The organism is Bradyrhizobium guangzhouense (assembly GCF_004114955.1).
GTDB classification, from domain to species: Bacteria; Pseudomonadota; Alphaproteobacteria; order Rhizobiales; family Xanthobacteraceae; genus Bradyrhizobium; species Bradyrhizobium guangzhouense.
In genome coordinates this window covers 4,109,387-4,135,692 of the sequence record NZ_CP030053.1, presented here as the reverse complement: position 1 = coordinate 4,135,692, position 26,306 = coordinate 4,109,387, and the positions used below count along the sequence as shown (strand labels likewise).

Annotated in this window: 33 protein-coding genes; 20 read left to right on the top strand and 13 right to left on the bottom strand. The window is 63.5% G+C overall.

Annotated elements, in window-relative coordinates; all coding sequences use genetic code 11:
- The first annotated feature begins 47 nt into the window (after positions 1 to 47).
- The 6 genes from XH91_RS19975 (at position 48) to XH91_RS19950 (ending at position 5,705) form a co-directional block, all read left to right on the top strand.
- The gene (locus tag XH91_RS19975) at positions 48 to 1,325 is read left to right on the top strand and encodes an ArgE/DapE family deacylase (RefSeq protein WP_128952155.1); all 1,278 of its coding nucleotides are present in this window, start codon (positions 48 to 50) and stop codon (positions 1,323 to 1,325) included.
- A gap of 153 nt (positions 1,326 to 1,478) precedes the next feature.
- Entirely contained in the window at positions 1,479 to 2,288 is an 810-nt protein-coding gene (locus tag XH91_RS19970; RefSeq protein WP_128952154.1) for an alpha/beta hydrolase, read from the top strand.
- Between the two features lie 34 nt (positions 2,289 to 2,322).
- Positions 2,323 to 3,162 (top strand): tryptophan 2,3-dioxygenase, encoded by an 840-nt coding sequence (gene kynA / locus XH91_RS19965; protein ID WP_128952153.1) that lies wholly within the window; start codon positions 2,323 to 2,325, stop codon positions 3,160 to 3,162.
- 8 nt (positions 3,163 to 3,170) lie between these two features.
- On the top strand, positions 3,171 to 4,373 hold the full coding sequence (gene kynU / locus XH91_RS19960; RefSeq protein WP_128952152.1) for a kynureninase: 1,203 nt from the start codon (positions 3,171 to 3,173) through the stop codon (positions 4,371 to 4,373).
- Positions 4,374 to 4,542: 169 nt separating this feature from the next.
- Positions 4,543 to 4,941 carry a PaaI family thioesterase gene (locus tag XH91_RS19955; RefSeq protein WP_128952151.1) on the top strand — a complete coding sequence of 133 codons (399 nt, stop codon included), beginning with the start codon at positions 4,543 to 4,545 and terminating at the stop codon, positions 4,939 to 4,941.
- Positions 4,942 to 5,093: 152 nt separating this feature from the next.
- Positions 5,094 to 5,705, top strand: a complete 612-nt coding sequence (locus XH91_RS19950) for a GNAT family N-acetyltransferase (protein WP_128952150.1) — start codon at positions 5,094 to 5,096, stop codon at positions 5,703 to 5,705.
- Positions 5,706 to 5,778: 73 nt separating this feature from the next.
- Here the strand turns inward: XH91_RS19950 and XH91_RS19945 are convergent, their stop codons facing one another.
- Together XH91_RS19945 and XH91_RS19940 are read right to left on the bottom strand one after the other, a co-directional pair.
- Positions 5,779 to 6,084 (bottom strand): hypothetical protein, encoded by a 306-nt coding sequence (locus tag XH91_RS19945; protein WP_015686575.1) that lies wholly within the window; start codon positions 6,082 to 6,084, stop codon positions 5,779 to 5,781.
- Between the two features lie 77 nt (positions 6,085 to 6,161).
- Positions 6,162 to 6,860 (bottom strand): DUF2161 domain-containing phosphodiesterase, encoded by a 699-nt coding sequence (locus XH91_RS19940; protein ID WP_128952149.1) that lies wholly within the window; start codon positions 6,858 to 6,860, stop codon positions 6,162 to 6,164.
- A 127-nt stretch (positions 6,861 to 6,987) separates the two neighbouring features.
- Here XH91_RS19940 and XH91_RS19935 point away from each other — a divergent pair, with 127 nt between their 5' ends.
- Positions 6,988 to 7,335, top strand: a complete 348-nt coding sequence (locus XH91_RS19935; protein WP_128952148.1) for a GrlR family regulatory protein — start codon at positions 6,988 to 6,990, stop codon at positions 7,333 to 7,335.
- Here the strand turns inward: XH91_RS19935 and XH91_RS19930 are convergent, their stop codons facing one another.
- Positions 7,336 to 8,016 carry an SDR family oxidoreductase gene (locus XH91_RS19930; protein ID WP_128952147.1) on the bottom strand — a complete coding sequence of 227 codons (681 nt, stop codon included), beginning with the start codon at positions 8,014 to 8,016 and terminating at the stop codon, positions 7,336 to 7,338.
- Between the two features lie 72 nt (positions 8,017 to 8,088).
- The gene (locus XH91_RS19925; protein ID WP_128952146.1) at positions 8,089 to 8,844 is read right to left on the bottom strand and encodes a tyrosine-protein phosphatase; all 756 of its coding nucleotides are present in this window, start codon (positions 8,842 to 8,844) and stop codon (positions 8,089 to 8,091) included.
- Positions 8,845 to 8,915: 71 nt separating this feature from the next.
- Here XH91_RS19925 and XH91_RS19920 point away from each other — a divergent pair, with 71 nt between their 5' ends.
- Entirely contained in the window at positions 8,916 to 9,227 is a 312-nt protein-coding gene (locus XH91_RS19920) for an MliC family protein (protein ID WP_128952145.1), read from the top strand.
- 113 nt (positions 9,228 to 9,340) lie between these two features.
- Here the strand turns inward: XH91_RS19920 and XH91_RS19915 are convergent, their stop codons facing one another.
- Positions 9,341 to 9,544, bottom strand: coding sequence for a DUF2735 domain-containing protein (locus tag XH91_RS19915; RefSeq protein ID WP_128952144.1), 204 nt, complete (start codon positions 9,542 to 9,544; stop codon positions 9,341 to 9,343).
- A gap of 534 nt (positions 9,545 to 10,078) precedes the next feature.
- On the opposite strand from XH91_RS19915, the gene XH91_RS19905 reads away from it, so the two are divergent.
- The 5 genes from XH91_RS19905 to XH91_RS19885 all read left to right on the top strand — a co-directional run bounded on the left by XH91_RS19905 (position 10,079) and on the right by XH91_RS19885 (position 13,807).
- On the top strand, positions 10,079 to 11,113 hold the full coding sequence (locus XH91_RS19905) for a glutamine synthetase beta-grasp domain-containing protein (protein ID WP_128952143.1): 1,035 nt from the start codon (positions 10,079 to 10,081) through the stop codon (positions 11,111 to 11,113).
- Positions 11,114 to 11,315: 202 nt separating this feature from the next.
- Positions 11,316 to 12,017, top strand: a complete 702-nt coding sequence (locus tag XH91_RS19900) for a GrlR family regulatory protein (protein ID WP_128954919.1) — start codon at positions 11,316 to 11,318, stop codon at positions 12,015 to 12,017.
- Between the two features lie 18 nt (positions 12,018 to 12,035).
- Positions 12,036 to 12,719, top strand: a complete 684-nt coding sequence (locus tag XH91_RS19895; protein ID WP_128952142.1) for a substrate-binding domain-containing protein — start codon at positions 12,036 to 12,038, stop codon at positions 12,717 to 12,719.
- A 32-nt stretch (positions 12,720 to 12,751) separates the two neighbouring features.
- Positions 12,752 to 13,573 carry a tetratricopeptide repeat protein gene (locus XH91_RS19890; protein WP_164934156.1) on the top strand — a complete coding sequence of 274 codons (822 nt, stop codon included), beginning with the start codon at positions 12,752 to 12,754 and terminating at the stop codon, positions 13,571 to 13,573.
- 84 nt (positions 13,574 to 13,657) lie between these two features.
- Positions 13,658 to 13,807 carry a hypothetical protein gene (locus XH91_RS19885; protein ID WP_084292415.1) on the top strand — a complete coding sequence of 50 codons (150 nt, stop codon included), beginning with the start codon at positions 13,658 to 13,660 and terminating at the stop codon, positions 13,805 to 13,807.
- Positions 13,808 to 13,821: 14 nt separating this feature from the next.
- Here the strand turns inward: XH91_RS19885 and XH91_RS19880 are convergent, their stop codons facing one another.
- Positions 13,822 to 14,757 carry a hypothetical protein gene (locus tag XH91_RS19880; RefSeq protein WP_128952141.1) on the bottom strand — a complete coding sequence of 312 codons (936 nt, stop codon included), beginning with the start codon at positions 14,755 to 14,757 and terminating at the stop codon, positions 13,822 to 13,824.
- Between the two features lie 248 nt (positions 14,758 to 15,005).
- Here XH91_RS19880 and XH91_RS19875 point away from each other — a divergent pair, with 248 nt between their 5' ends.
- The gene (locus tag XH91_RS19875; RefSeq protein WP_128952140.1) at positions 15,006 to 15,752 is read left to right on the top strand and encodes a hypothetical protein; all 747 of its coding nucleotides are present in this window, start codon (positions 15,006 to 15,008) and stop codon (positions 15,750 to 15,752) included.
- A gap of 140 nt (positions 15,753 to 15,892) precedes the next feature.
- Here XH91_RS19875 and XH91_RS19870 read toward each other — a convergent pair whose 3' ends face one another.
- Complete coding sequence (locus XH91_RS19870) at positions 15,893 to 16,861, bottom strand: phosphate acetyltransferase (RefSeq protein WP_128952139.1); 969 nt, start codon at positions 16,859 to 16,861, stop codon at positions 15,893 to 15,895.
- A gap of 196 nt (positions 16,862 to 17,057) precedes the next feature.
- Between XH91_RS19870 and XH91_RS19865 the strand changes: the two genes are divergently transcribed.
- Together XH91_RS19865 and XH91_RS19860 are read left to right on the top strand one after the other, a co-directional pair.
- Entirely contained in the window at positions 17,058 to 18,680 is a 1,623-nt protein-coding gene (locus tag XH91_RS19865; protein WP_128952138.1) for an ABC-F family ATP-binding cassette domain-containing protein, read from the top strand.
- A 69-nt stretch (positions 18,681 to 18,749) separates the two neighbouring features.
- The gene (locus tag XH91_RS19860; protein WP_128952137.1) at positions 18,750 to 19,625 is read left to right on the top strand and encodes an MBL fold metallo-hydrolase; all 876 of its coding nucleotides are present in this window, start codon (positions 18,750 to 18,752) and stop codon (positions 19,623 to 19,625) included.
- A 78-nt stretch (positions 19,626 to 19,703) separates the two neighbouring features.
- Here XH91_RS19860 and XH91_RS19855 read toward each other — a convergent pair whose 3' ends face one another.
- From XH91_RS19855 to XH91_RS19845, 3 genes are all read right to left on the bottom strand, one after another.
- Entirely contained in the window at positions 19,704 to 19,952 is a 249-nt protein-coding gene (locus XH91_RS19855; protein ID WP_128952136.1) for a hypothetical protein, read from the bottom strand.
- Positions 19,953 to 20,046: 94 nt separating this feature from the next.
- Positions 20,047 to 20,958: a dienelactone hydrolase family protein gene (locus tag XH91_RS19850; protein ID WP_128952135.1), complete on the bottom strand. Its 912-nt coding sequence runs from the start codon at positions 20,956 to 20,958 to the stop codon at positions 20,047 to 20,049.
- 11 nt (positions 20,959 to 20,969) lie between these two features.
- Positions 20,970 to 21,236, bottom strand: coding sequence for a hypothetical protein (locus tag XH91_RS19845; RefSeq protein WP_128952134.1), 267 nt, complete (start codon positions 21,234 to 21,236; stop codon positions 20,970 to 20,972).
- Here XH91_RS19845 and XH91_RS19840 point away from each other — a divergent pair.
- Both XH91_RS19840 and XH91_RS19835 read left to right on the top strand, forming a co-directional pair.
- Entirely contained in the window at positions 21,220 to 21,387 is a 168-nt protein-coding gene (locus tag XH91_RS19840) for a hypothetical protein (protein WP_245477156.1), read from the top strand. The genes XH91_RS19845 and XH91_RS19840 overlap by 17 nt on opposite strands.
- A 128-nt stretch (positions 21,388 to 21,515) precedes the next feature.
- On the top strand, positions 21,516 to 21,719 hold the full coding sequence (locus tag XH91_RS19835) for a hypothetical protein (protein WP_128952133.1): 204 nt from the start codon (positions 21,516 to 21,518) through the stop codon (positions 21,717 to 21,719).
- Between the two features lie 47 nt (positions 21,720 to 21,766).
- Here the strand turns inward: XH91_RS19835 and XH91_RS19830 are convergent, their stop codons facing one another.
- Genes XH91_RS19830 through XH91_RS19820 form a run of 3 tightly spaced genes read right to left on the bottom strand, consistent with a single transcriptional unit; the run spans position 21,767 to position 24,385 of the window.
- Positions 21,767 to 22,888, bottom strand: coding sequence for an HD-GYP domain-containing protein (locus XH91_RS19830; RefSeq protein ID WP_128952132.1), 1,122 nt, complete (start codon positions 22,886 to 22,888; stop codon positions 21,767 to 21,769).
- A 57-nt stretch (positions 22,889 to 22,945) separates the two neighbouring features.
- Positions 22,946 to 23,278: a PilZ domain-containing protein gene (locus XH91_RS19825; RefSeq protein ID WP_128952131.1), complete on the bottom strand. Its 333-nt coding sequence runs from the start codon at positions 23,276 to 23,278 to the stop codon at positions 22,946 to 22,948.
- A 3-nt stretch (positions 23,279 to 23,281) separates the two neighbouring features.
- Positions 23,282 to 24,385: a DUF2336 domain-containing protein gene (locus XH91_RS19820; RefSeq protein ID WP_128952130.1), complete on the bottom strand. Its 1,104-nt coding sequence runs from the start codon at positions 24,383 to 24,385 to the stop codon at positions 23,282 to 23,284.
- Positions 24,386 to 24,685: 300 nt separating this feature from the next.
- Here XH91_RS19820 and XH91_RS19815 point away from each other — a divergent pair, with 300 nt between their 5' ends.
- Positions 24,686 to 25,633 (top strand): helix-turn-helix domain-containing protein, encoded by a 948-nt coding sequence (locus XH91_RS19815; RefSeq protein ID WP_128952129.1) that lies wholly within the window; start codon positions 24,686 to 24,688, stop codon positions 25,631 to 25,633.
- 50 nt (positions 25,634 to 25,683) lie between these two features.
- On the top strand, positions 25,684 to 26,274 hold the full coding sequence (locus tag XH91_RS19810; RefSeq protein ID WP_128952128.1) for an NADPH-dependent FMN reductase: 591 nt from the start codon (positions 25,684 to 25,686) through the stop codon (positions 26,272 to 26,274).
- Positions 26,275 to 26,306: the final 32 nt, after the last annotated feature.

Sequence of the window (26,306 nt, the reverse complement as noted above, 5' to 3'; positions counted from 1 at the left end):
GCTAGCTTGCGCGCACCCTCGATCAATGGATGCCCGGAGCTTGCCCGATGGATGCCGACACGCAACAGAGGATTCTTGACGCCGTCGATGCCGGCTTCGAAGCCCAGCTTGCGACCACACGCGATTTCGTCGCGATCCCCTCGACGCGCGGGGCGGAGGGGCCGTGCCAGGACATGATCGGGGACCTCCTGCGGGCGCGCGGCTACGAGGTCGACGACTGGCACATCAATGTCGACGATTTGAAAGACCTCCGTGGCTTCGGGCCGATCGAGCACGATTTTTCCAAAGCACGCACGGTGGTCGGCACGTATCGTCCCGCCGCCGAGGCCGGCAGATCGCTGATCCTCCAGGGCCACTGCGATGTGGTGCCCGCGGGCCCGCTGGAACTGTGGGATACGCCGCCGTTCTCGCCCGTCATCAAGGACGGCAAGATGTTCGGCCGCGGCGCCTGCGACATGAAGTCGGGCACGATCGGCGCACTCTATGCGCTCGACGCGATCAAGGCGGCCGGCCTGAAGCCGACCGCGCGCATTCATTTCCAGTCTGTGATCGAGGAGGAAAGCACCGGCGTCGGCGCACTCTCGACGCTTCAGCGCGGCTATCGCGCCGACGCCTGCTTCATTCCCGAGCCGACCGGCGGCAAGATGGTGCGCTCGCAGGTCGGCGTGATCTGGTTTCGGCTGCGCGTGAAGGGCCATCCCGTGCACGTCGCGCATGCGGGCTCGGGCGCCAACGCGATCATGGCGGCGTATCACCTGATCCAGGCGGTGCAGAAGCTCGAGATCGAATGGAACGAGCGGGCCAAGGCCGACCGTCATTTCAAGACGCTCAATCATCCCATCAATTTCAACCCCGGCATCATCAAGGGTGGCGACTGGGCTTCGAGCGTCCCGGCCTGGTGCGACGTCGATTGCCGCATCGCCGTCCTGCCGGGCTGGTCGATCGCCGATCACCAGAAGGAAATCCTGGCATGCATCGCCGCAGCCTCGCGCAACCACCGCTTCCTCGCCAACAATCCGCCCGAGGTGGAATGGTCCGGCTTCCTGTCGGAAGGCTATGAGCTGACCGATTCCGCTGCGCCGGAAGCGGCCTTCGGCAAGGCCTTCAACAAGGTCTATGGCGGTGCGGTCGAGGATCTCGTCTTCACCGCGCTGACCGACACCCGCTTCTACGGCCTCAACCACGGCATCCCGAGCCTCTGCTTCGGCGCCAGCGGCGGCGAGATGCACGGCTTCAACGAATTTATCGATCTGGAGTCGCTGAAGAAGGCCACCAAGGCGATGGCGCTGTTCATCGCGGAGTGGTGCGGGGTGGAGAAGGCGTAAGAGCCGCTCCAACTATGGCATCTCGGCTGGAGCGCGCTTTGCCTGAAACACAAGCGCCTCCGAATCCTTTAAGCTTAAAATAAAGACTAGGATGCGGCCGCGCCCGGTGGCAGACTGGCGACCGGTTCGCTGCACGAGTCCCCGGGAGTCACAATGCGCGATTGGGATGATGCTTACGCCAATTCGGCCCATATCCCGGGCTCGGACAAGATGCCGGCGCAATGGGCGGAGCGGGCGGCGGCTTACCGGGCAGGGCTGAAGGATTTTCGCCCCGATATCGCCTACGGCTCCGGCGAGCGTCATCGTTTCGACCTGATCCTGCCCGACGGCGACAGCAAGGGTCTCGTCGTGTTCGTGCACGGCGGCTACTGGATGCGCTTCGACAAATCGGCCTGGACGGATCTCGCCGAAGGCGCGCGGCATCACGGCTGGACGGTTTGCTTGCCGAGCTACACGTTGACGCCGGCCGCGCGCATCTCCGACATCACGGCGGAGATCGCCGCGGCGATTGCGAAAGCCGCTTCGCTCGTCGCGGGACCTATCCGACTCGCCGGCCATTCGGCGGGCGGCCATCTCGTCACGCGCATGCTGTGCGACGACAGCCGGCTCGAGCCTCCGTTCTTCAACCGCATCGCCGGTACGCTCTCGATCAGCGGATTGCACGATCTGCGGCCGCTGTTGAAGACCAGGATGAACGACACGCTGCGGATGACCATGGAGGAGGCAACGCTGGAGAGCGCGGCGTTGCACGTGCCGCGCGGGCATTCGCCCGTCACCGCCTGGGTCGGCGGCAGCGAGCGGCCGGAATTCATCCGCCAGTCCGATCTGCTGGCCAACGTCTGGACCGGTTTCGACGTGCCGACGCGCCTTGTCGTCGATCCCGGGCTCAACCATTTCACCGTGATTGACGCGCTGAGGGATCCGGCGTCGCAAATCACCGCGCGCCTGATCGGGCTCGATTGAACGAGGCAGGGATGATCGATCGAAGGGGCCTGTCATGACGTCCAACGATTACGATCCCTCAAGCGAAGGCGCCGAGACTGATTTTGCCCGGCGCATGTCCTATGGCGACTATCTGTCGCTGGACGCGATCCTCGGCGCACAGCATCCGCTCTCCGAAGCCCATGACGAGATGCTGTTCATCATCCAGCATCAGACCACCGAGCTGTGGATGCGGCTTGCCATCCACGAGCTCAGCGCCGCACGGCGTGCCATCGCCAAGGACGAGGTGGCGCCGGCGATGAAGACGCTGGCGCGGATGTCGCGCATCTTCGAGCAGCTCAACAACGCCTGGGACGTGCTGCGGACGATGACGCCGAGCGAATATACCCGCTTCCGCTCCCAGCTTGGCCAGTCCTCGGGCTTCCAGTCGCGGCAGTACCGTTTGATCGAATATCTGCTCGGCAATCGTAACCACGCCATGCTGAAGCCGCACGCGCACGATTTGGAAACGACAAAACTGCTCGAGGCTGAGCTCGCGACGCCCAGCCTCTACGACGAGGTGCTGCGTCTTGCGAACCGCAACGGCCTCAAGATGCCGGCCGCAGTGCTGGCGCGCGACGTCCGCGAGACCCACAGCTTTAGCGAGGGCGTGCTTCACGCCTGGCGCGAGGTCTACCAGGCGCCGGAGACGCACTGGATGCTCTACGAGCTTGCCGAGAAGCTGGTCGATTTCGAGGATTATTTCCGGCGCTGGCGCTTCAACCATGTCACCACGGTCGAGCGCGTCATCGGCTTCAAGCGCGGCACCGGTGGCACCGGCGGCGTCAGCTACCTCAAGCGCATGCTGGAGGTCGAGCTGTTCCCCGAACTCTGGCGCGTGCGCACAATTCTGTAGAGATGACCATGTCCAGGCTTCGCGTCTACGACGACACCAAAGCGCTGTTTCATTTGCCTGAGGGCGTGATCTATCTCGACGGCAATTCGCTCGGCGCGCTGCCGCTTGGCGTTGCCGAGCGCGTTGGCCGCGTCATCACCACCGAGTGGGGAAATGAGCTGATCCGCGCCTGGAACACGGCAGGCTGGTATGCCCAGCCGCGCCATGTCGGCGATCGCATCGCCCGGCTGATCGGCGCGGAGGCGGGTTCGGTGATGGTGGGCGATACGCTATCGCTCAAGGTCTACCAGGCGCTCGCCGCCGCGCTCGACATGAACGCATCGCGCAAGATCGTGCTTTCCGACACCGGCAACTTCCCGACCGATCTCTACATGGCCGAAGGCCTGATCGCGACGCTCGGCCGAGGTCATCAGCTGCGCCTGGTTGCTCTGGAGGAGATCGAGGCTTCGCTGTCGGAAGAGATCGCCGTCCTCTACATTACCGAGGTCGACTACCGCACCGGCCGTCGTCACGACATGGCGAAGCTGACCGCAAGGGCGCATGCGCTGGATATCGTCACGGTTTGGGACCTCGCACATTCGGCCGGCGCGCTGCCGGTCGATCTCGCCGGCTGCGGCGTCGATTTCGCTGCGGGGTGCACCTACAAATACATCAATGCCGGCCCGGGCGCGCCGGCCTTTCTCTACGTCGCGCCGCGTCATGCCGATGGCGCGCGTGCCGCTTTGTCCGGATGGATGGGCCACGCCAAGCCGTTTGCGTTTGAGCTTGGTTATGCGGCCGCCGGCGGCGTCGAGCGCATGCGTGTCGGTACACCGCCGGTGCTGGCGATGGCGGCGCTGGAGGCTTCGCTCGACATCTGGGATCGTGTCGACCTCAAGGAGGTCCGTGCCCGCTCGCTGGCGCTGGGCGATCTCCTGATCGCTGAGGTCGAGCGCCGTTGTCCATCTCTAGAGCTCGTGACCCCGCGGGCACATGAGTGCCGCGGCTCCCAGGTCTCTTTCGCCTTCGAAGGCGGCTACGCCGCGATGCAGGCCCTGATCGCCCGCGGTCTGATCGGCGATTTTCGCGCGCCTGACATCATGCGGTTCGGCATCACGCCGCTGTACATCGGCGAGAGCGAGATCATCCGGGCGGCCGAAATTATTGAGGAAGTGATCGTGGGTGAAGTGTGGCGGCGGCCGGAATATCAGGTCGTCAATGCAGTGACGTGAAGGCGCTCTCGTGCCCCCGGACGCAGCGCAGCGCCTCTTCGCGGTGCGCTGCAGAGCCGGGGCCCATGCTGCACCGAATTCAGCTCACGGTAACCATTACCTGGGACGTCATTGCTTTGCCGCGCGAACCAATTCACGTTGAGGCAACAACGAATTGGGAGGAGATCCGATGACGCCGCTCGAGAAGCTCAAAGCGATGAAGATGCCGTTCGCCGAGCTCAAGGGCGTCGAATTCATCGAAGCCGGCAAGGATCGCGTCATTGCCCGGATGACGGTGAGGCCCGATCTCTGCACCCTGCATCACACCATCCATGGTGGCGCGGTGATGGCGCTTGCCGATTCCGTTGGCGCTGCGGCGACCGTGATCAACCTGCCCGAGGATGCCAAGGGCACGACGACGCTCGAGAGCAAGACCAACTTCATTGGCGGCGCCAAGGAGGGGGCTACCGTAATCGCGACCGCGACCCCGGTTCACCGCGGGCGCCGAACCCAGGTCTGGACCACCCGGCTCGAGACCGAGGACGGCAAGCTGGTCGCCGTGGTGACCCAGACGCAGCTGGTCCTGTAAGACTACGGTGCTTTGATTTTATTAACGAATTAGTCGTTCTCGATGCCGGAAACTTGAGCAGGTTCCCGTCTTGATAAATTTGCTGCGACGCACAATATTGGAGGCCTAGGGATTCGAACGCCTCCTCGAGGGACACCAAGAGGAGTTTTGACGTGACACTTGATGAGACCGTCCGCACGACGTCCGTTCCGGGCTATGTGCGGACCCTGAGCCAGCAGGAAGAGTTGCCGCTGCTGCGCGATCACTTGCTCAGGCTCGATGCCGAAAGCCGGCACGACCGCTTCAACGGTTTTCTCGACGACAGTTTTATCGAGCGCTACGCGGCCCGCTGCGCGGATGATGGCACCGTGATCGTTGCCTATATCGTCGACGGCGTGGTCCGTGGTGCAGCCGAGCTGCATCCGCCGGAGGGCGATTCGCTGCCCGAAGTCGCTTTCAGCGTGGAGGCTTCTGCCCGCCGCCAGAACGTCGGCACGGTATTGTTCAGCCGCCTGATCGCGGAAGCGCGCTGGAAGGGCTACAAGAGCCTGCGCATCACCACCGGCGCGGAGAATCACGCCATGCGTGCGCTCGCCAAGAAGTTCGGCGCGCACCTGCAATTCCGCCAGGGCGAATCGACCGGCACGATCGACTTGACCAAGACGCCCGAGGACGAGCTTGCCGATCTCGCCGCGGCGCCGTTCAAGGCTGGCCGCGCGCTGCTCAGCTTCAACTCGACCTGCTGGAAGCTGATCTCCAGCATGTACGGCAATCGCGCGGCCTGATAGCACGCGCCTGAATCAAAAAGCGGACCGGCGAGGCCGGTCCGCTTTTTTGTTGAAGCAAGGCAAGAAGCGCTCAGGTGCCGGTGCGCTTGTCGTTGCCGAAGCGGCGGACGACGCGGCGCTCGACCACAACCGAGCGCTGTGCGCCCTGTTCGCCGGCGATCACGCGCGTCGCGGTGATGCGGCTGTTGGTGCGGGCCTGCTTCTTCACCTCGGCCTGAACTACGTCGAGCGGCATGCCCATCAGCGCGGCAGCGATCTCGGCCTGCTGCTCCTGGTCGTCGGTGATGCCGACGGCGGCGAAGATCGCCTCGTCCAGGGTGGGCGGATCGTGGCGCACGCGCCGCGTGCCATATTTGGTATTCCAGTCTGCGCTCATAACGGCCTCGTTTTGATGCCGGGATACCTAGTGCCGTAGATGTTGCATTGCAATATGAAATCCGTGTGGCATCTCAGCTATGCACCGCTCGGGTGTCCTGACGGTGACAGGGCACCGATCTCAATCCGTTGCTGCGGCCAGCGTTTCAACGCCGCATGTCCCGCCGCGGTCAGCCCGTAGATTCCCCGGTCGGCGCGCTCGAACCAGCCATACACGTTGTTAAGCAAGATCTTGCCGGCATCGGGACATCGCTCGCGCAGTTCGCGCACCCGCCGCGGGCCTGCCGCGAGTTCGGATGCGCAGGCCAGCGCCTGTTGCCGGTACGCCGTCATGATCGGCGCGCGCGTGCTGCCGCCGAGCACGGGGTCGCCCTGGCGGCGCTGATGTTCCGCGACGAGCCGGGAGCGCGTCTTCGGCTCGCGGCGCGGTGCGGCGGTCGGCGGCTTCACCAGCACCTCGACCTCGCCCTTGTCGGTTACCCCGAGCATACCGAAGCCGAGGCGGCGACACAGATTGCGATAGCGCGCGTCGCTCTCGCGGCCCTTGCCGCGCGCCGATAGTCTGGCCGCGATCCAGATCTCGTCGCCCGCCGGTGCGCGATCGACCGCTTGCAGGATCAGTTCGAGATTGAAGGCGAGCTTGAGCTCGCCGATCACCACGACAGGCGGATCGCCGGCGCTCAGGCCGACGAGATCGCAGCCGCGGATCTCGCCCTTCACGTCGAAGCCGAGGCCTTCGAGGAAGCGTTTGACGGGGAGGTAGAGCGCGGTTTCCAAGCTGAGTGTCCGGCCGGAGAATCAATTCCCCTTAGTGTATCCCGGATCGGAGTCGAGGCTGACGGGCATTTGCCCGAACGCGGCCAAGCCGGCTATATCCCCGCGCGGGGAACAGGGCGCTTGCGATATGACCATCAGGAACGGGCTTTATCACATCCGGATCGAGTTCCTGGATAGCGTCCAGGGCGGCAATCAGGGTGTCATGGTGCTGCGCGACGGCACCATGCGCGGCGGCGACTCGTTTTTCTTTGCCTATGGCAGCTACACGTCCACCGACGGCAAATGGAGGGGCGAGTTGACCAACGAGGAGCATTCGCCCACTTTCGACGAGCGACCGGTGTGGGGCCGCAAGGTGGTGACCATCGGCTTCAGCGGCACCTACACCGACGAGACCGCTTATGGCGAGGGTATTGCGCTCGCGGGCAAGCAGAGCATCCGCTTCAAGGGCAATCTGCGGCTGCTGGTGCCGGACTGATCAGACCCGTCCGCTCACCGGAATCAGCGCGCCGGTGACGCCGCTCGCGGCGTCGCTGACGAGGAACAGGATCACTTCGGCAAGCTCCTGCGGCGTAACCCATTTGGCGAAGTCCGCTTTCGGCATATCGGCGCGGTTGGTTTTGGTGTCGATGATCGAGGGCAACACCGCGTTCACCGTGATCCTGCCCTTCCATTCGTTGGCCAGCGCCTCGGTGAGACGGTGTACGCCGGCCTTCGATGCCGCGTAAGGCCCCATGCCGGAGCCGGCCTGAAGCGCGCCCATTGCCCCGATGTTGACGATGCGGCCCGCCTTCGCGGCGGCCAGGTGCGGCAGCGCCGCATGCGAGGTGTTGAGGGCCGTCATCACATTCAGCGCATGCATGCGGTGCCACGTCTTGATGTCGCCGTCGCCGACCATCTCGAAGGCAAAGCCGCCGGCGATGTTGATCAATGCGTCCAGCCTGCCGAAATGCTTCGCGGCAGTCTCGACCGCCGTCTTCGCCTGCGTTGCGTCGGAGAGGTCAACGCCGCCGATCTCGATGCGCTCAGCCGTCGCCGGCATTTGAGAGGGCGCAAAATCGATACCGGCGACACGTGCACCGCGCGACATTGCGATGTCGGCGACCACCTCGCCAAGCGCGCCGAGCGCGCCGGTCACGACGATGACTTTTCCCTGCACGATATTCTCCCTCGTCTCTATTCGCGCCGACTATTGCGCAAGGCCAGCTGGACTTGCAATGGCGCCGCCGGATCACGCTTGCAGATAGCGCTCCTGCAGCGCGGTCCGCTCGGCCGCGCCAAGCTTGAGGCCGTCGCGCAAATAGGCTTCGACATCGCCATAGTCGTTGCTGACGGCATCGAACGCGGCCGCGAGATAGGAGGCGTTGACCGAGCCGATCGCGTCGACGACGTCGGCGGGCAAATCGGAGACGCTCGAGGCGTCGCGCTTATAGTGCTGGTTGGTCAGCAGATAGTCCTCGGCAATGACGTCGTCGGGCACGCCGAGCGCATGCAGGATCAGGGCGCTGGCAAAGCCGGTGCGGTCCTTGCCGGCGGTGCAGTGGATGACGAGCGGAGCACGATCCTCCAGGAGATGGCCGAACAGCATGCGGAAGCGATGCGTGTTGTGGCGGACATAATTGCGATAGGATTCGCGCATCAGCTCGAGCGCGACCGGTCCAGTGAGCGTGCCCCTGGCGAGCTCGGTGCGCAGCGAAGCCACCACCGTCGGCTCGATCGGCAGCGAGTGCACGGTGATCCCGTCGACGACGCAGGCGCCGGACGTGCGCTCCTCGAGGCCACGGAAGTCGAATGCGCTTCTGACCCCGAGGGCGCGGATGATCTCGACGTCCGCGGCAGTGAGCTGGCCGAGATGGTTGGAGCGGAAGATGTGGCGCCAGCGCGTGGTGCGGCCGTCCGATGTCGCGTAGCCGCCGAGGTCGCGAAAATTGCTGGCGCCTTGCAGGGCAAGATGACGGGCAGGGGAATCTTTGGAGGGGTCTTGCATGGGCTCAGCTTGGGTTATGGTTCCACTGGACGCGCTGCGGGCGTCCTTGAGATCTATTACAGGGGGCGATGATGGGCTGGCACAAGACTGTTCTTTGGGGGATCACCATGCTGACGGCTGGAATGGCCCGTGCGCAGCAGGCCGATGCGCAGACGTTCCGGACCTATCGCTGTACAGACGGTACGCAGTTCATCGTAGCGTTTTATGACGAGGACAACCGCGCGTTTCTCCAGATCGACGGCGAGCCGGTGACGCTTGCCAAACGATTGGCCGTTTCAGGCGCGCGCTTTTCGGGGGCAGGGATCACGCTGCGGATCGACAAGACCGGGGCCACCACGGTCAAGCATCTGAAGCGGCCGGTCACGGCCTGCGCGGCGATCTGACCGATCCATCAGGGCCAGAATCAAAAAGGGTCGAAACATCGTTGTTTCGACCCTTTTTCAAACTTCCGTCGGGCACTCCAAAGAGCGCGGCGGTCTCAAACCAGGCACTGGCATTAGCGTTCCCATTTGGGCTTTGCTTCGTCGACCGCGTCCTGGTGGTACCAGCTATCGCTGCAGATCGACGCGTTCGCGGGAAGCGAGGTGTGATCGGCAGGAAGGCGGGTTTCGGCGTAGCGGCGCCCGGCGAGAGCCGCGCGGCCCCCGACAGGGAATTGGTAGATCGTCGCAGATCCGTGACTTAGACCATTGTTCATCATTGCGATTGCTCCTTGGTCGAAGCGCCTTGGCCTCCATGGTGCGCTCGACTCGTTCTGATGTGGTTACTGGAATCCCCATATCGGCCTCGCACTCCCAAAAGCAAAGTGCTGAAAAGGAGATCAGTTTCCGCCTAATTCTTGGGCAGGTGACTGTCTGCACCCCCTAAGGCACCGGGCGGATGACTAACGTCTGGGCCATTCCAAAGGTTGCTAGGCAGGGGCGGGCGGCTTTACGAAAGTTGCCGGACGTTGATGCGCGTTTGATCGGCAACCTCAGGCAGGGGCCTGCCTGCTCCAGAATCGGGCGTTTTCTGCGGGATTTTTGCAGTGCAGCTTCACGAGAAGGTGCGCTTCTATGACGCATGCTGCGGTGGACCGTTCGAGCTGGACGGCCGGCCATGGCAGCGGTGGAAAACCTCCCGCGCTGCGGCCTTTTGGCACGCAACATGCTTGTAATGGGCCGGCCGATGATGGCCGGGTACAAACGTGCGGGGCTCTCAACCCCACCTTTCGCATCATCTACAGAGAGGCTCAATGACCAAGTATAAGCTCGAGTACATTTGGCTCGACGGATATACGCCGACTCCGAACTTGCGCGGCAAAACCCAGATCAAGGAATTTTCGTCGTTCCCGACGCTCGAGCAGCTTCCGCTGTGGGGCTTCGACGGCTCCTCGACCCAGCAGGCCGAAGGCCACAGCTCGGATTGCGTGCTGAAGCCGGTCGCTGTGTTCCCGGACGGTGCCCGCACCAACGGCGTGCTGGTGATGTGCGAAGTCATGATGCCCGATGGCAAGACCCCGCACGCCTCCAACAAGCGCGCCACCATCCTGGATGATGCCGGCGCCTGGTTCGGCTTCGAGCAGGAATATTTCTTCTACAAGGATGGTCGTCCGCTGGGCTTCCCGGAATACGGCTATCCGGCGCCGCAGGGCCCGTACTACACGGGCGTCGGCTACAAGTTCGTCGGCGACGTCGCCCGCAAGATCGTCGAAGAGCATCTCGACCTCTGTCTCGCGGCCGGCATCAACCACGAAGGCATCAACGCGGAAGTCGCGAAGGGCCAGTGGGAATTCCAGATCTTCGGCAAGGGCTCCAAGAAGGCCGCTGATGAAATGTGGATGGCCCGCTACCTGATGCTGCGCCTGACCGAGAAGTACGGCATCGACATCGAGTTCCACTGCAAGCCGCTCGGCGACACCGACTGGAACGGCTCCGGCATGCACGCCAACTTCTCGACCGAGTACATGCGCACCGTGGGCGGCAAGGAGTATTTCGAGGCGCTGATGGCCGCCTTCGACAAGAACCTGATGGACCACATCGCCGTCTACGGCCCTGACAACGACAAGCGTCTGACCGGCAAGCACGAGACCGCGCCGTGGAACAAGTTCAGCTACGGCGTGGCTGATCGTGGCGCCTCGATCCGCGTTCCCCACTCCTTCGTCAACAACGGCTACAAGGGCTATCTGGAAGACCGCCGCCCGAACTCGCAGGGCGACCCATACCAGATCGCTTCGCAGATCCTGAAGACGATCGCGTCCGTGCCGACCGACAAGAAGGCCGCGGCCTAAGATCCTCCCGGCCCGGACCTTGGGGGCTTGGTCCGGGTTGGCTTTCGATCCGCCGGAGCTGCAAGGCTCCGGCGGATTTTTGCGTTTTGACGACAGCGCTTGTTGTGGGTCCGGCTTCCATGCCGGCGTGAAGCCTGTCCATGTCGGCCGAAACCGGGATAGAGTAGCCGCTGGGATGCGCGCGGAGCCGGGGACACGGCTGGTGTTTGAAGGCTTCTACAAGGTGCGATTTCAGCTCGGCGACGCGGTCGGCCGGAGCGTGATGCATGCCGGCATTGGCAAGATGCTCGGCGGCAATTCGGCGTTCGCCCATATCGGCACCTATGAGAAGACCGCAGGCGGCGTCGACATCATCATCAAGACCGTCCGTCACAACCCCGATCCGAACTACCGCGCCATGGCCGGCACCGACGATGCGACGCTGATCGCGAAGGGATTTGCGGACGGCGATCTCTACCGCTTCAAAGGCGAGCTGAAGGAGCTGCCCGGCGTGCCCTTCCAGTCGGTGATGACACCGATCACGGAGGAGGAGGTGCCGATCGCCGGCGGGGTCGGCGAAGCCGGCATCACCGATGGCCTCTACTCTATTCACCTGCGGATGCTCGACGGCGTCGATGGCGGGCTCACCGGCGTGATGCTGCTCAACCGGGGCCGTATCCTCGGTGGCGACGCCTCGTTCTATTACCTCGGCAGCTACACCGCCGCGAACGGCCGCTGGAAGGGGCAGATTCTCAACCAGGAGCACACGCCAGCGAAGGACGATCCGATCTTTGGTGGCCACGAGGTCGGGATCGGCTTCGCCGGCACCTATGACGGCGATCAGGCGATGCTGGAAGCGAGTGCGCTGGCCGGCAAGCGCAGCCTGCGCCTGACCGCCGCGCTCAAGCTGATGCATCGCGCCTGATCGCAACAGGGAAATCAAATGGACCATGTTCGCATGCTCTCGACGCTCGGTCTGATGGGCGCGATGCGCAGCCTCTCCGCCGCCTTCGAGACGGCGACGGGCATTCACGTCGATGCCGACTTCGCGCCCACCCTGGCACTGCTCAAGCGATTGCGCGCCGGCGAGGCGGCCGATCTCGTCATCCTCACGCGCGAAGGGCTCAATGAGGTGATCGGCGAGGGCCGTGTGATTGCGGACGGCGCAGCCGACCTCGCGCGCTCCTATGTCGGCCTTGCCGTGCGGGGCGGGCAGCCGCATCCCGATATCTCGAGCGAAGCGGAGCTGCGCAAGGCGCTGCTCGCGGCGCGGTCCGTCGCCTATTCGCGGCTGGGCGCGAGCGGCGTGTATTTCGCCCAGCTGATCGAGCGGATGGGCATTGCCACCGAGATCAACGCCAAGGCCACCATCGTCGAGCAGGGATTTACCGCGGAGCGGCTCGTCAGCGGCGAGGCTGATCTGGCTGTGCAGCAGATCAGCGAGCTGAAGCAAATTGGCGGCATCGAGGTGATCGGCCCGGTCCCGCACGAACTGCTGACGCCCGCCGTGTTCTCCGCCGGCCGCATGACGAATGCGAAGCAGCCCGAAGCCGCAGACCGGCTGCTGCGCTATCTGGCATCGCCGGAGGTCGTGCCCGTGCTGCGCCAGTCGGGACTCGAGCCTTGAATTCGCCGGCAGGCGGACGCAACGTGATGGCCATGCGGACTTCTCTCCTTGCCATCCTCGTCACGCTCGCCGCGCCGGTCGCCGCGCATGCCCAATCGGCCGATCTCGTCCTGTGTGACCGTGTCGCCGCCGATCCCAGCGACCCGGACAAGCCTGTCGACGTGAAGGGCGTGCCCGAGATCGCGGCGGCCGACATCGCGACCGCCATCAAATTCTGCAAGCAGGCAGCAAGCACCTCGCGCCGCGCGATGTTTGCGCTCGGCCGGGCCTATGCCGCCAACCGGCAGACGGCGGAAGCGCTTGCCGCCTGGCGCAAGGCGGCCGACAAGGGCTCCAGCGCGGCAATGGTCGAGCTCGGTGTTGCCTATGGCACCGGCTCCGGCATCGCCAAGGACGAGACGCAGGCGCGAAAGCTGTTCGAGAAGGCGGCGCAATCGGGCAATCCGCGTGGTGTCTCCAATCTCGCGGCGCTGGGCAGCGCCGGTGGCGGGGCGCCGGCCGATCCGGCGCAGGCGCGCAGCCTGCTCGGCAAGGCCGCCGAGACCAATGCGGAGGCGCAGTACCAGCTCGGGCTGATGCTCTCCAACGGCAACGGCGGAGAGAAGGACGATTTCGCGGCGCGCGCGCTGTTCGAGAAAGCGGCGGCGCAGAACCATCCCGGCGCGCTGGAGCGGATGGGCGCCTTCACGGAAGGCGGCCGCGGCGGTCCCAAGGACAAGGACGCGGCGAAAGCCTATTACGAGCGCGCGGCTGCGCTCGGCGACGAGGACGCCAAGAAGGCGCTGGAGCGGCTGCGTTGCCCCTATGCGATCAAGGACAAGCAGGGCAAGCTCGTCACCACGCTGTGCTTCTAACTGTTCCGCCCAGGGCCAGGCCGTGACGGAACGGACGGCGTGCAAAGCGGGTTGACTGGCAAGGCCACGACAGGAGGCGCAACCATGATCCGCAAGCTCGCATCCGGCGAATACAGGCTCTATTCGCGCAAGGTGAATCCCAAGACCGGCAAGCGGCGCAATCTCGGCACCTTCAAGAGCCGCGCCGCGGCGGAGAAGCACGAGCGCGACGTGCAGTATTTCAAGCGTCACTGAGTGCGTCCAGGACGCTAGTCTTGATTCTCAAATGCAGCTGTCCGTTGCGCGATGTTCCCGGGCCTTTCGAGCCACTCGCGCATCGTGACCAGGTTGACCGCGTCGGTCAGGTACATTCCGACCGCGAGCCCGCGGTCATAGCTTGCCCAGAAGCGCGGAAGAATCTCGATGTTGCGTCCCCCGCGCCCCACGATCCTGACGAGCCCGGCGGCTTCAGCTGATATCATGAGGTTGCGGACATGGGTTCGCGAGACGCCGAAACGGTCGGTGGCTTCGATATAGGGCACGACCGCGCCCGGGTCGCCGGCATCCATGGCAGCCTTGAGCACGGCATTCTGGATCAACGGTCCCGCGGCATGACCGAAGAACAGCATCGTATCCGGCAGCGTCATCATGAGGCGGGCCGCGGCAGGATTGAAGGGGACCGATCGGCTGCAGTGAAGCAGGTAGAAGTCCCGATCGCGCGCGAATATCGGGCCGTAATCATGATCCGGATACAGCGTCGCAAGGGGCACAAAATGCGCAACCAGCCATTCAATGTGGTGCGCGCGCAGCTTCTCCGTGGTTGCCAGCAATCGGACGCGGCCGTCACTGGGGGCCTTGCGCAGTTCGAGAAACCCGACCTCCCGCAGCCGAGCCACCAGATGATCGGCCTGCCGGTCGCTCGCGTAGCCGAACAGGGCAAGCTGTTGCTTGAGGGCGCCGACGGTGAACCAGGTCTCGCGTCGGGAAGGGTCTTGGGCGGCCTCGAGGACGGCCGCGCAATGGAAGACGAAAAACCGGCCCGCCTCAAGGAGAAGCCGAACCAGGAATGGTTCGCCCTCGTACACTTTCAGGAAGCTTTCCAGATAGGCGTGCCGTGCCTCGGACAGGCGAGGGTGCCGCACGATCTCATCGAGCGTCAGCCGCAGCCGGTCCCCAACGAGACGTTCCAGTTCGTCTTGCTCCAAAGTCGCCCCCAAAATCCTGACGCGCGGAGACTATACGAACCCGGCAGCGATCGGCGCAATGTTTTCCGTTCAATCCTGAGTAGAAGCGACTAGATTTCTCGCGATTGCTCGGCTGCTGGCGCCCGTACGGCGGCGCAAGATTTCTGCAGGCAGCAATCTCTTGAATTGGCGAGTGTACGTTTTTCGATAGCTTCCGATACTACCTTAAATAGAGATTGACGCTCATTTCCAGAATGGAGTTCAGCAAGATGCTTGATACGCCCACGAATTACCCGGCTGTCCCCGAACTCGCAAACGTGAACAGTCAGCCCCCCGACCGGTCCGACTATGTCCAGCTCGAAAGCGTGGATCGGTCTCTGGTCATGTGGGCCAACTCCGACAATTCGGGCGCGTCGGCCTTCGTCTGCGACAAGCCCAACACCACGCTGCCAAACACCACCGCGATCATCGTGAACTACTGGGACGGCGGCGGGCCGCCGGACTATCAACTGGTCTTGCGGCAGTTCTGGCGGCCCGTCGGAAAGTCGTACCATCGGATTCCGGTGGGCAACACCCTGACGGTCAGTGTCTCCAAGACCCAGGGCATATCGTCGACCGTCTCACAGTCGATCACGGCATCGTTAGGCATCTCGTATGGCGCGCTGAGCGCCGAGATCTCCGCGACATTCTCCAAATCCGTGACGACCAGCGAGGAAAATACATACACGGACACGGTCCAGATTGATCCGCCGGCGGCTGGAATGGTTCGGGTCTGGATGCTGTGGCAGTTGGTGCACGAAGTCGTGGCGATTCAGAAGGACGGCACGGTGCTTCCGAAAGGAGACCGCAATCACGCAAATCGGAAGGCCGAGGTCGCGTGGAATGGGCGCCTTCCGTTCTTCAACAGCGGCGCGTGGGTCAATTACGATGATACGTCCTGGTTGTTCCCGTCCGAAACCTTCGCAGCCTACCAGAAGGATTTCCCCGCAAGCGCAGCCCGCGGCAAGCTGCTGTAGGCTCTAGCAAGCGCAGGCAGGTTGAGCGGCGCATGCGTGACGGGATCTTCCCGTCTAGGCATGTGCCGCCTGCGCTTGCGACGAGGCTCCGTGGCGCAGAGCCTCGACTGGGATCGAGCCGTGCAGCGCGTCATCGCCCGTCAGGCGGCGGGAACGGGATGGAGTCGTCGTCGCGCGTCGGCTGAGAGTACGGCCATAGCGCAGGAGGCTAGACGTGCCCGCACGGTGTCGGCGCGCGAGGTCAGCACGATCGGCACGCGAGCGCCCAGCGCGATGCCTGCGGCATCGGCCTTGGCCAGGAAAGTAAGGTTCTTTGCCAGCATGTTGCCGGCCTCGAGGTCAGGCACGACGAGAATCTGAGCCCTGCCTGCGACCGGCGATTTGATGCCCTTGATCTCTGCCGCTTTCGGATCGACCGCATTGTCGAAGGCGAGCGGGCCGTCCAGGATGCCGCCGTTGATCTGGCCGCGTTCCGCCATCTTGCAGAGCGCGGCTGCATCGATCGTCGAGGGAATCTTGGTTGTCACCGTCTCCACGGCCGATAGCAGCGCGACGCGCGGGTGAGATCCGAGCCCAATCTGGACGAACAGATCAATGGCGTTCTGCACAATGTCACGCTTCGCATCGAGGTCGGGAAAAATATTGATTGCCGCGTCCGTGATGAAGAGCGTTTCGGCATAATTCGGCACGTCCATTACGAAGACGTGACTGATGCGCCGGTTCGTGCGCAGACCGCCTGTTGTCGCCGTCACGTATCGCATCAACTCGTCGGTGTGCAGGCTGCCCTTCATCAGCACTTCGCCTTTGCCTTCATGGACGAGTTCAACGCCCCGGGCGGCGGCCGCATCGCTGTGCGGCGCATCCACAATCTCGAACTTTTCGACGTCCAGATCGTGTCTGGCCGCTGTGGACTTGATCTTGTTAAGCGGTCCTACGAGGACCGGCTTGATGATGCCAATTTCGGCGGCTTCGCAGACGCCCCTCAATGATGTTTCGTCGCAAGGATGGACGACGACGGTCGTTGCGGGAGGAACGTGTCGGGCGGCGGCGATCAGGCGCTCATATTTCGCGTGAGGCGCAGTGTTGGCCTCGATTTGGACCGCGCTCATTGCTCATCCCCTCTCGTGACGCGATGGCGTGACCGCGATCGGTGCAGAATTCGCATTCATACTATCGAGCAAAGCGTTCGCTTTGATGTCGCGCAAAAATCGACTGGGGAATCCCGAAATCCGTACCCCGCTGGGCTTCCCTTGGACGAGGGCATGGCCTATTACGCTGCAACGCAAAATTCCCCGAAAAGACCTCATGATCCGCCTCGACAACGTCAGCAAGCAAGCCGGCCACCAGATCCTGTTCATCGAAGCCTCCGCGGCCCTCAACAAGGGCGAGAAGATCGGCCTCGTCGGCCCGAACGGCGCCGGCAAGACCACGCTGTTCCGGATGATCGCCGGCGAGGAACTGCCCGACGAGGGACAGGTGTCGACCGATCGCGGCATCACCATCGGCTATTTCAACCAGGACGTCGGCGAGATGAGTGGCCGCAGCGCCGTGGCCGAGGTGATGAATGGCGCGGGTCCCGTCAGCGAGGTCGCGGCCGAGCTGCGCGAGCTCGAAGCCGCCATGGCGGACCCCGACAAGACCGACCAGATGGACGAGATCATCGCTAGATATGGCGAGGTGCAGCACGCCTTCGAGGAGCTTGACGGTTACGCGCTCGACGGCCGTGCGCGCGAGGCGCTGTCCGGCCTCGGCTTCAGCCAGGAGATGATGGACGGCGACGTCGGCAAGCTCTCCGGCGGCTGGAAGATGCGCGTGGCGCTGGCCCGCATTCTCTTGATGCGCCCCGACGTGATGCTGCTCGACGAACCCAGCAACCATCTCGATCTGGAAAGCCTGATCTGGCTGGAGAAGTTCCTGCACGATTACGAAGGCACGCTGCTAATGACCTCGCATGACCGCGAGTTCATCAACCGCGTGATCTCCAAGGTGGTCGAGATCGATTCCGGCTCGCTGACGACCTACACCGGCAATTACGAGTTCTACGAGCAGCAGCGCGCGCTGAACGAGAAGCAGCAGCAGGCGCAGTTCGAGCGCCAGCAGGCGATGCTGGCGAAAGAAATCAAGTTCATCGAGCGGTTCAAGGCGCGCGCCTCGCACGCTGCCCAGGTGCAGAGCCGGGTGAAGAAGCTCGACAAGATCGAGCGGGTCGAGCCACCGCGCCGCCGCCAGTCGATCGCGTTCGACTTCCTGCCGGCACCGCGCTCCGGCGAGGACGTCGTCGCGCTCAAGGGGGTCCACAAGGGCTATGGAGCCAAGCGCATCTATGACGGGCTGGATTTCATGATCCGCCGCCGGGAGCGCTGGTGCGTGATGGGCGTCAACGGCGCCGGCAAGTCGACCCTGCTCAAGCTGGTTGCTGGTGCAAGCGAGCCGGACGAGGGCACCGTGGCCTTGGGCGGCAGCGTCAAGATGGGCTATTTCGCCCAGCACGCGATGGACCTGCTCGACGGCGAGCGCACCGTGTTCCAGTCGCTGGAGGACCAGTTTCCGACGGCGGGGCAGGGCTCCTTGCGCGCGCTCGCGGGCTGCTTCGGCTTCTCCGGCGACGACGTCGAAAAGCGCTGCCGCGTGCTCTCGGGCGGCGAGAAGGCGCGCCTGGTGATGGCGAAAATGCTGTTCGATCCGCCAAATTTTCTGGTGCTGGACGAGCCGACCAACCATCTCGACCTCGCGACGAAAGAGATGCTGATCAACGCGCTCTCGGATTTCGAGGGCACCATGCTGTTCGTCTCGCATGACCGCCACTTCCTCAGCGTCCTGTCGAACCGCGTGCTCGAGCTGACGCCCGAAGGCATCCACCAATATGGCGGCGGCTACACCGAATATGTCGCGCGCACCGGGCAGGAAGCGCCGGGGTTGCGGAGCTAACATGCCCTGACGCGCCTTGACGCGTTGATGCCTCCCGTTACGCTCCCTCAAAAAGGGGAGCGAACGACCATGAAGCAGCTTCGGATCGGCGACATCACCATCGATGCGGTGATCGAGCGGGAGGGGCCGTGGCGGCGCCCGCAAGACTTTTTTCCTGCGTATGACGACGGCGTGTTCAGGCATCATCTACCGACGATGGAGCCGGAGGTGTTCGACGCTGCGCGCGGCATGATGGTGATCACCTATCAGACCTTTGTCGTGCGCACGCCGCGCTACACCATTCTGGTCGATACCTGCACCGGCGAGGACAAGGGTCATCCGCCGCCGTTCGACTTTCCCGGCAAGGAGCGCTGGCGCAACGAGTTGTTCGCGCTCGGCATCGGCTTCGAGCAGATCGACTATGTCTTCTGCACGCATCTGCACATCGATCACACCGGCTGGAACACGACGTTACGCGATGGCCGCTGGGTGCCGACCTTCCCGAACGCGAAATACGTCTTCCACAGGGGCGAATACGCAGCCTGGGAGGCCGAGAACGCCAAAGGCAACAATCCGCCCGGTACCGTGTTTCGCGACAATTGCCTGCCGATCGTCGAGGCGGGGCAGGCGCTGCTCGTCGACGATGATTATGCACTCGACGACACCGTGACGCTGACGCCGACGCCGGGGCATTCGCCCTGTCATTGCTGCGTGAATATCTTCTCTGGGGGGCAGCGCGCGGTGGTCGCCGGCGACCTCATGCATCACCAGATCCAGTGCCGCGAGCCTGAATGGTCGTCGAAGCCGGACTGGGACGCCAAGCAGTCGGCGGTGTCGCGGCGAAAGTTCTTCGCCTCCGTCGCCGACACCGACACGCTGATCCTGCCGATTCATTTTCCGGCGCCGACGGTTGGATTGATCAAGCCGTTCGGCGCCGCCTTCGACTACCGCTTCAAGCGGGAGTGAAGTTTTGCGTCTTGGCCGGGCTTGTCCCGGCCATCGGCGCAACTCGTTGTCGATTGTTGGAAAGAAGTCGTGAGCGCCTTACGCGCCCATCTCGCACTTCTTCATGAAGCTGTTCTTGGCCGCGCCGGCGAGCGGCTTGCCGTCGGAGCCGACGGCCTTGGGCGTGCAGGCATCTTCCTTGCACTTCTTCATGAACGAGGTCTTGGCCGCGCCGGCGAGCGCCTTGCCGTCCTTGCCGACCGCCTTGCTCTCGCAGGTATCGTCCGCCAAGGCCGAACCCGCCGCAAAGGTGGCAACGATCGCAGCCAGGAAAATCCGTTTCATCATTGGGTGTCTCCCTAAACCAAAAATGGCGTCTCGGATTGGAGCCCGGAATCATGGCGCAATCAAGCAGGATCGCAGCGCGGGGTTGGCTCCCGCTTCATTTTTTCCAGCCGTTGACGAGCGCAATGGCCTTGACCAGAGCGTCGTCCATCGCCGCCTGATTCCCGGGAGCGGACTGCCGCCGCGCCGAGGGATCGTCGAAATCATGGGTTGCGCCCGCGTAGATGGTGACGTCGATCGGAGTGCCGTCCCGCCGGGAGCGCTCGGCGACATGCTGGCAGATGATCGGCGAGACCTCCTCATCGTCGGATCCGAGAAACATGGCGATCGGCGCACTGACGAACAGGGCGGGCGCGAGGAGGGCGCTCTCTCCGCAGCCCGGATAGAACACGAGCGCGCCGCGATAGCCGGCTTGATGGCCTTGCTGGCTTCCTTGCTGGTTTTCTTGCCGGATCATCACGTTCAGCGCAGTGCTGCCGCCATTGGACCAGCCTTGAAGGTAGATCTGGCTCGCGATGATTTCGTGAAGGCCGCGCAGATAAGCCAGTGCGCCATCGGCGTCGAGCGGACGCACGCTGATCTCGTTGACATCGGCACGATCGGGATCGTCATGGGTAAAACGACCGAAGCCATGCGCCTTGCCGCGCGGACCGAAGCTGTCCGGCAAAAGAGCGAGGAAGCCGCGCGCCGACCAATACTCGCCCCACATCATGTGGCGTCTCGACAGCGAGCCGGCATTGCAGGGCGAGGCGAAGGCGACGCCGACATAAGTGCAACCGGCATTATCGTTGCTCGAATACGGCCCGCCGCGGCCGTGCAGCATGACGATTGCGGGCCAGGGGCCGGGCCCGGCGGGTTGAAACACATAGCCGACGAGCGCGGTGCGGCCGTCCGCGCTGGGGAAATAAACGGTTTGCGGTGCTGCGGAGACAAGGGCGACCGGCAGCAGCGTTGCGAGAAGGCCGACGAAGGCAGCGATGAGGTGACGCAGCAATTCGCTCCGGTTCATTGGCGGCGGAATCAGACCTGCGCCAGCGAGGCCGCCGAAAATTCCGTGACGCGGTTGAGGATGTCGCTCGTGGCCGTGGAGACTTTCCCACGGGGTTCTTGGTCTTGCCTGCGCCTTAGCATAGATTTCGCGCGCCGCACCGGCAACCGGTGGTATTGCAGGGCGCAGTCAGAAGTCAGGGAGATCCGAAGGCGGAATTCGAAGCGCTGGTCCAATCCCGCCGCAGCGTGCGCGGTTTCAAGAACGAGCCGGTGCCGCGCGGTGATCGAGGCGATCATCGAAAGCGTCGAGCGAGCGGAGGACGAGGTCATCATGATCTGCGTGGCGACGGGCTATCCCGACGACAATTTTGCCGCGAATGCCGTGCGTTCGGATCGCAAGCGCAACGAGGCGTTCGTCAGCTACGTCGGTTTTGCCGACCGAATTTGAGGGGCCGAAGGAGATTATTCCCTCGCGATTTTTTTCGTGCGGACTCGTTACGGCCTCTTGCAATCTCCATCGTGCAGGAGGAACAATGCTCGGACTCAAAGGTTTGTTGCTGGCGCGAGGGAATTGACATGCGGCGGCTGGCTAGCCTGGTTCGATGGTTCTTCGGTCCGCGGATGCGGCACCCGATCGATGATGATGCCAGTCTTCCTTTTTCCCCTGAAGAGTTCAGCAGGCTGATCCGTAGCGGCAAACGCGAGGACATGAAGCTGCTCGCGGAGGGACTGGCCTGTCGCTCGATCCCGCGCCGCATCAAATTCCGGGCGACTCACTAGGGCCCGTTAACCCGCGACGTCGTCCATGGTCGAGGATAGCGCGTGGGTTACCTCGACAGTGCGACGTCCCTGAAGGAGGCGACGAGCGCCTTCTCCAGCTTTTCCGTCATCCCGCAGAGAATGTCATAGGCCTCGTTGCGCGGCATCGTCGGCTTGTAATGCCGGTGCTCGATCAATGCGGCGAAGATGTCCGAGATCGTGAGAATGCGCACGATATCGTTGATGCTGCCGCCCGCCAGCCCGTCGGGGTATCCGCTGCCGTCGAGATATTCGTGATGGTGGCGGACCGCATCGAGAATTTCCGGTGAGATCTTCTCGTGGTCCTTGAGGAAGTCGTAACCCGCTACCGGATGCGTCTCGATCATGGCGCGCTCGACGTCGTCAAGCCGGCCGGGCTTGTCCAGGATCGCGAGCGGGATCTGGGCCTTGCCGATGTCGTGGAACATGGCGGCCGAATACAGCCGCTCCAGATCAGCTCGTCCGACGCCGAGGCTCAGCCCGAAATCGATGGCCACGCCCGTGACCAGCAGGCAGTGCTGGTAGGTTCCCTCATGGTGGCGGCGCACGGTCGTGAGCCATTCGGACAGGCCGTGCTCGGTGATGCGTTCGGCAATCTTGCGGCCGGCGTCCTTGGTGCCGTCGACGTCCAGCGGCTCGCCCATGGTGACGGCCGTGAACATCGACGCGATAGCGGTCGCCGCGGTCTCCACCGCGTTGTCCGGCTGTGTCGGCCTGCTCGCCGAATCCGCTGCCGGTTCGGCCGGCTCGGCCAGCGCGGCCAGCAGCTTGATCCTGTTGAGCGGGCCGGGGAGCACGAGTGTTGCGCCGAGCGCGTAGGCTTGCGAAACGCAGACGTGCGAGGTCTGCTCGACGAGGAAGATGCGCTTGGTGGCCTTTGCCAGCCTGGCAGACCGCTTCTTGATCGCTGAGATGTTGTCGACGTCACGCAACTCGGCGCGGATCACGATGGCGTAAGGCACTTGCGACAGCTTGGCTTCCGCGTCGAGCCGCTCGCCGGCGACGATGAACTGCTGCTCGAGTATGGAGCAGATGCCGGACAGCTTGTCGGAGGAATCGGCCAGCACGTGCACGAAGGGACGCGCCGATGGTGCTGCTCCAATGCCGCCGTCGCCTTTGACGGAGCTGGTTATGGTTCGCGCTTTCTGCACGGAAGACCTGACGGAAGACCTGGACGATACTGGAGTTGAACGAGCCTGATGGCGTCTTCAGTCGTGCTGGCTACTGGCTTGCGCGGTGGCGGCCTTCGCATTTGCCGGTTTCTTCTTGCCGTCCGCAGTGACGAAGTGAACGCCGGCGATGGTGCCGTCGATCCAGACCAGCTCGCAGCGCCGATAGGCCAACCCTGTCGACGACAGCACCAGGAAGAATTCCTTGGCTTGCAGCACGTCGAGCGTGCCCTCGACCTCGAGCTTGGCGCCTGTTTGCGACACGTCGAGCAGGACGCAACTGCGCCGCCAGGTGCCGTCCGAGCCCATCAAATTGACGGCTTGGCGGTGGTCCATTTTCACGCGAGCGTCCTTGCGGCCATCGAATTTCATCGGCTATTTCCCCATTGCTGCGGCGCGATGTCCCGGATCGCGTATGTTTGCGCCGGCTGCGATTTCTCCCCAGCGCACCGTCCATTGGCTGGTCGACAGAAGAAGTGTCTCGAAGAGGTGTTGGGCGCGTTCACGCTGGCCAAATGAAAGCCGCGAGCCGCTGCGGTTGCTCAGGATCGAGAGCGTGGTCGCCCAGTTCAGGCGCGAGGCTCGACAGGCCATCACCAATCCCTCGCAATCCTCGTCAACCAGGACATGTTCGACGATCTCGATCGGAGCGCCTGACAGCACCGACAAGGCCGTGAGCAGATTGGCGGTCTCGCCGCGGATTGCAAATCGGTTCACCGTTGAATCGTTGAGCCTCCCGACACGGTTGAGGGCAACGATCTCGGGCCTTGCATTCGCATAGTCGGTCGTGGTGGGCAGCTTGAGCGCAACGGGCGCGGGGTTCTGTGCCGGTGGCGCTGCGGAGGGCTTGGGCCTGGCCGCGGCTTTCGGCCCGGGCGAGGCCGAGAGGAGCTTGCGCAGGACCAGGTCCGGCGTGCCTGGTCGCAGAGCCAACGTCTTGGTGATTTCGTCGTCTGCCGCACTGGTCTCGATGAGCTGCGTGTAGGCTGCTTCGGAAAATCGGGCCTCGGGGTTCTTGATCAGGGCCAGGCGAACCGCGCGCGTGCCGCGTGCGACGAGCGTTTCGGTCACGGCCGCTTCGATCCCATCACGGGCCGAGATCGCGAGTTGGTGGGCTTCACCGCACGATGTCGCGACCGCGTTGAGGTCGGCGGTCGACAGGGCCCGCGATCTCAGCAGGAGCGGGCATGCGATCGCTGGATCATCATGGGATGCCAGATGCCGCAACGTGTCATGCGGAGCGATGTCGAGGGTGGCAAGTGCCTCACTCAGCTCCGTCAGCGCGGCAGGCCCGACGCGCCCGGTCAGCCGAAGCAAGACGCCGTCGACCACATTGACCAGCAATTCCTGAGGCTTGTCGCGACCGGATGCGAGCAGGCGAACGATCCCTGAAAGGATACGCGCACAACGCTCGGGCGGGCAGGCCGCGACCGCTTCTTCCAACTCGGCAAGGATACCGGCAGGCGAATTTGCCATCATGGCAGGAGCCTGAAATCAAAAAAGAACTAGAATATCGAACAGGGTTCATTGCGCCCCAGAGGTGTTAATTTGGAATATACACTTTGATCATGCGGGTATTGATGCACCACACTTGCATCGGAAACGATATCGAAATTTGGCGAGCCTTGATCGGCCGGCTTGTTCTTTAGACGGGACGCTCGCCAACTGTCCAAACAGGTCAGATGAGTCTTTCGAGCTCGCGGGACAGCTCAAAAGGGGGGATCGAACCGGCCTCGGTGCCGGACGTGCATCGGTTTAGATGCGACGTTTCACATTGCCATGAACAGTATTGATGATGCGCCCGGCTTGGCGCTTAAGACATTTCGCTTCTCTGACGTCGATGAATTTCGGAGTGCCATACGGGGCCTGAATTTCGAATTCACGCCTTTCGTCAGGAGCATTTCGTCTGAGCAGACAGTCCTGTCGTTGCCCGGCTGCGACGTGAACGTGACGCGTGCGTTTCCGCGCGTTGTCGATGCGCAACTCGTCGAAGACTGCACGGCGATCGGCTTCACGATGGACGACCTCGACGTGCCCATTCGCTTCAACGGTTCCCAGCGCGCCCGTCAGGCCATCGTCATTGGCAGCAGCGGCGCTGCCTACACCACGATCGAGGAGGTGCAGCGGCAAATTGCCTCGGTGGTGTTCAGGCCGGAAGTGACGGATCGCGGGTGGCCGGCGGCGACCTCGACCTTCAAGATCTACGAGACGACTGCGCTCGGTTTGAACCGGCTGCGCGAAGTGGTCCGGGAGGTCCTGGCTGTTGCGGCGGAACCGGTCGAGGCCGCGGCGATGCCGCTGAAGACGGCCGCCATGAAGGAATCTCTGCTCGGTGCCGTCGACGAGGTGTTCGAAAACCTGGTCCCCGCACGATGGATACTGCGCGCGAACGATGAGCGCAACTTCAAGATATTCCAGGACATCCGCGCGCTTCTGTCCGACGATCTGTCGCAGCCGATCTATAGCGAGGAGATCGCACGCAAGCTCGGTTTCTCCGTCCGCACGATGCATGACGTCGTCCGCCGCTATCGCGGCATGAGCCTGCATCGTTTCTTGCGGGTACACCGCCTGTGGCTGGTTCGCCGGCGGCTTCTGGCCGGAGCCGAGAGCGTGAAGGCCGTCGCGCTGGCCTTCGGCTTCTGGCATCTGTCCGATTTCTCCCGCGGCTATCGCGATCAGTTCGGCGAGACGCCCTCGCAAACGCTGGAGCGCGGACGCCGGCGTTAGCACGATAAAGCGATTGGGGACGGGCTCCGGTTTCGTGCTAGCATGCCGCCATGAGCAACCGCATCCTCGTCCTGTACGGATCCTACCGTTCCGACCGCATGGGCATCCGCCTTGCGAATTTCGTCATCAATGGCCTGCGCGGCCGCGGCGAAGAAGTTGAGTTCATCGACGCCAAGGCGATCGGCCTGCCAATGCTCGATCGCATGTACAAGGAATACGCCAAGGGTACAGCACCCGAGGCGCTGGAAAAGCTCGCCGGCCAGATCCGCGGCGCCGACGGTTTTGTCTTTGTGACCGGCGAATATAATTGGGGCATCCAGCCGGGCTTGAAGAATCTCACCGACCACTTCCTGGAAGAGTGGTTCTGGCGACCGGCCGCGATCGTGAGCTACTCGGCGGGGCGCCTGTCGGGCGCACGCGCCTCGACCGCGTGGCATGGCACGCTGTCGGAAATGGGCATGGTGGTGATCTCGAGCACCATCGGCGTCGGTCCGATCGCGCAGACGCTGTCGGCCGAAAGCGAGCCGATCGGCGAGGGCGGCAAGGCGCTGGAGCGCGCGTTCCCCCGCTTTGCCGATGATTTGCTGTGGTGGATCGAGGCGGCGAAAGCGCAGCGCGCGCGCAAGGCGCCGCCGTACTGAGGCTCCATCCGGGCTACGGGAGTGTCATCGCA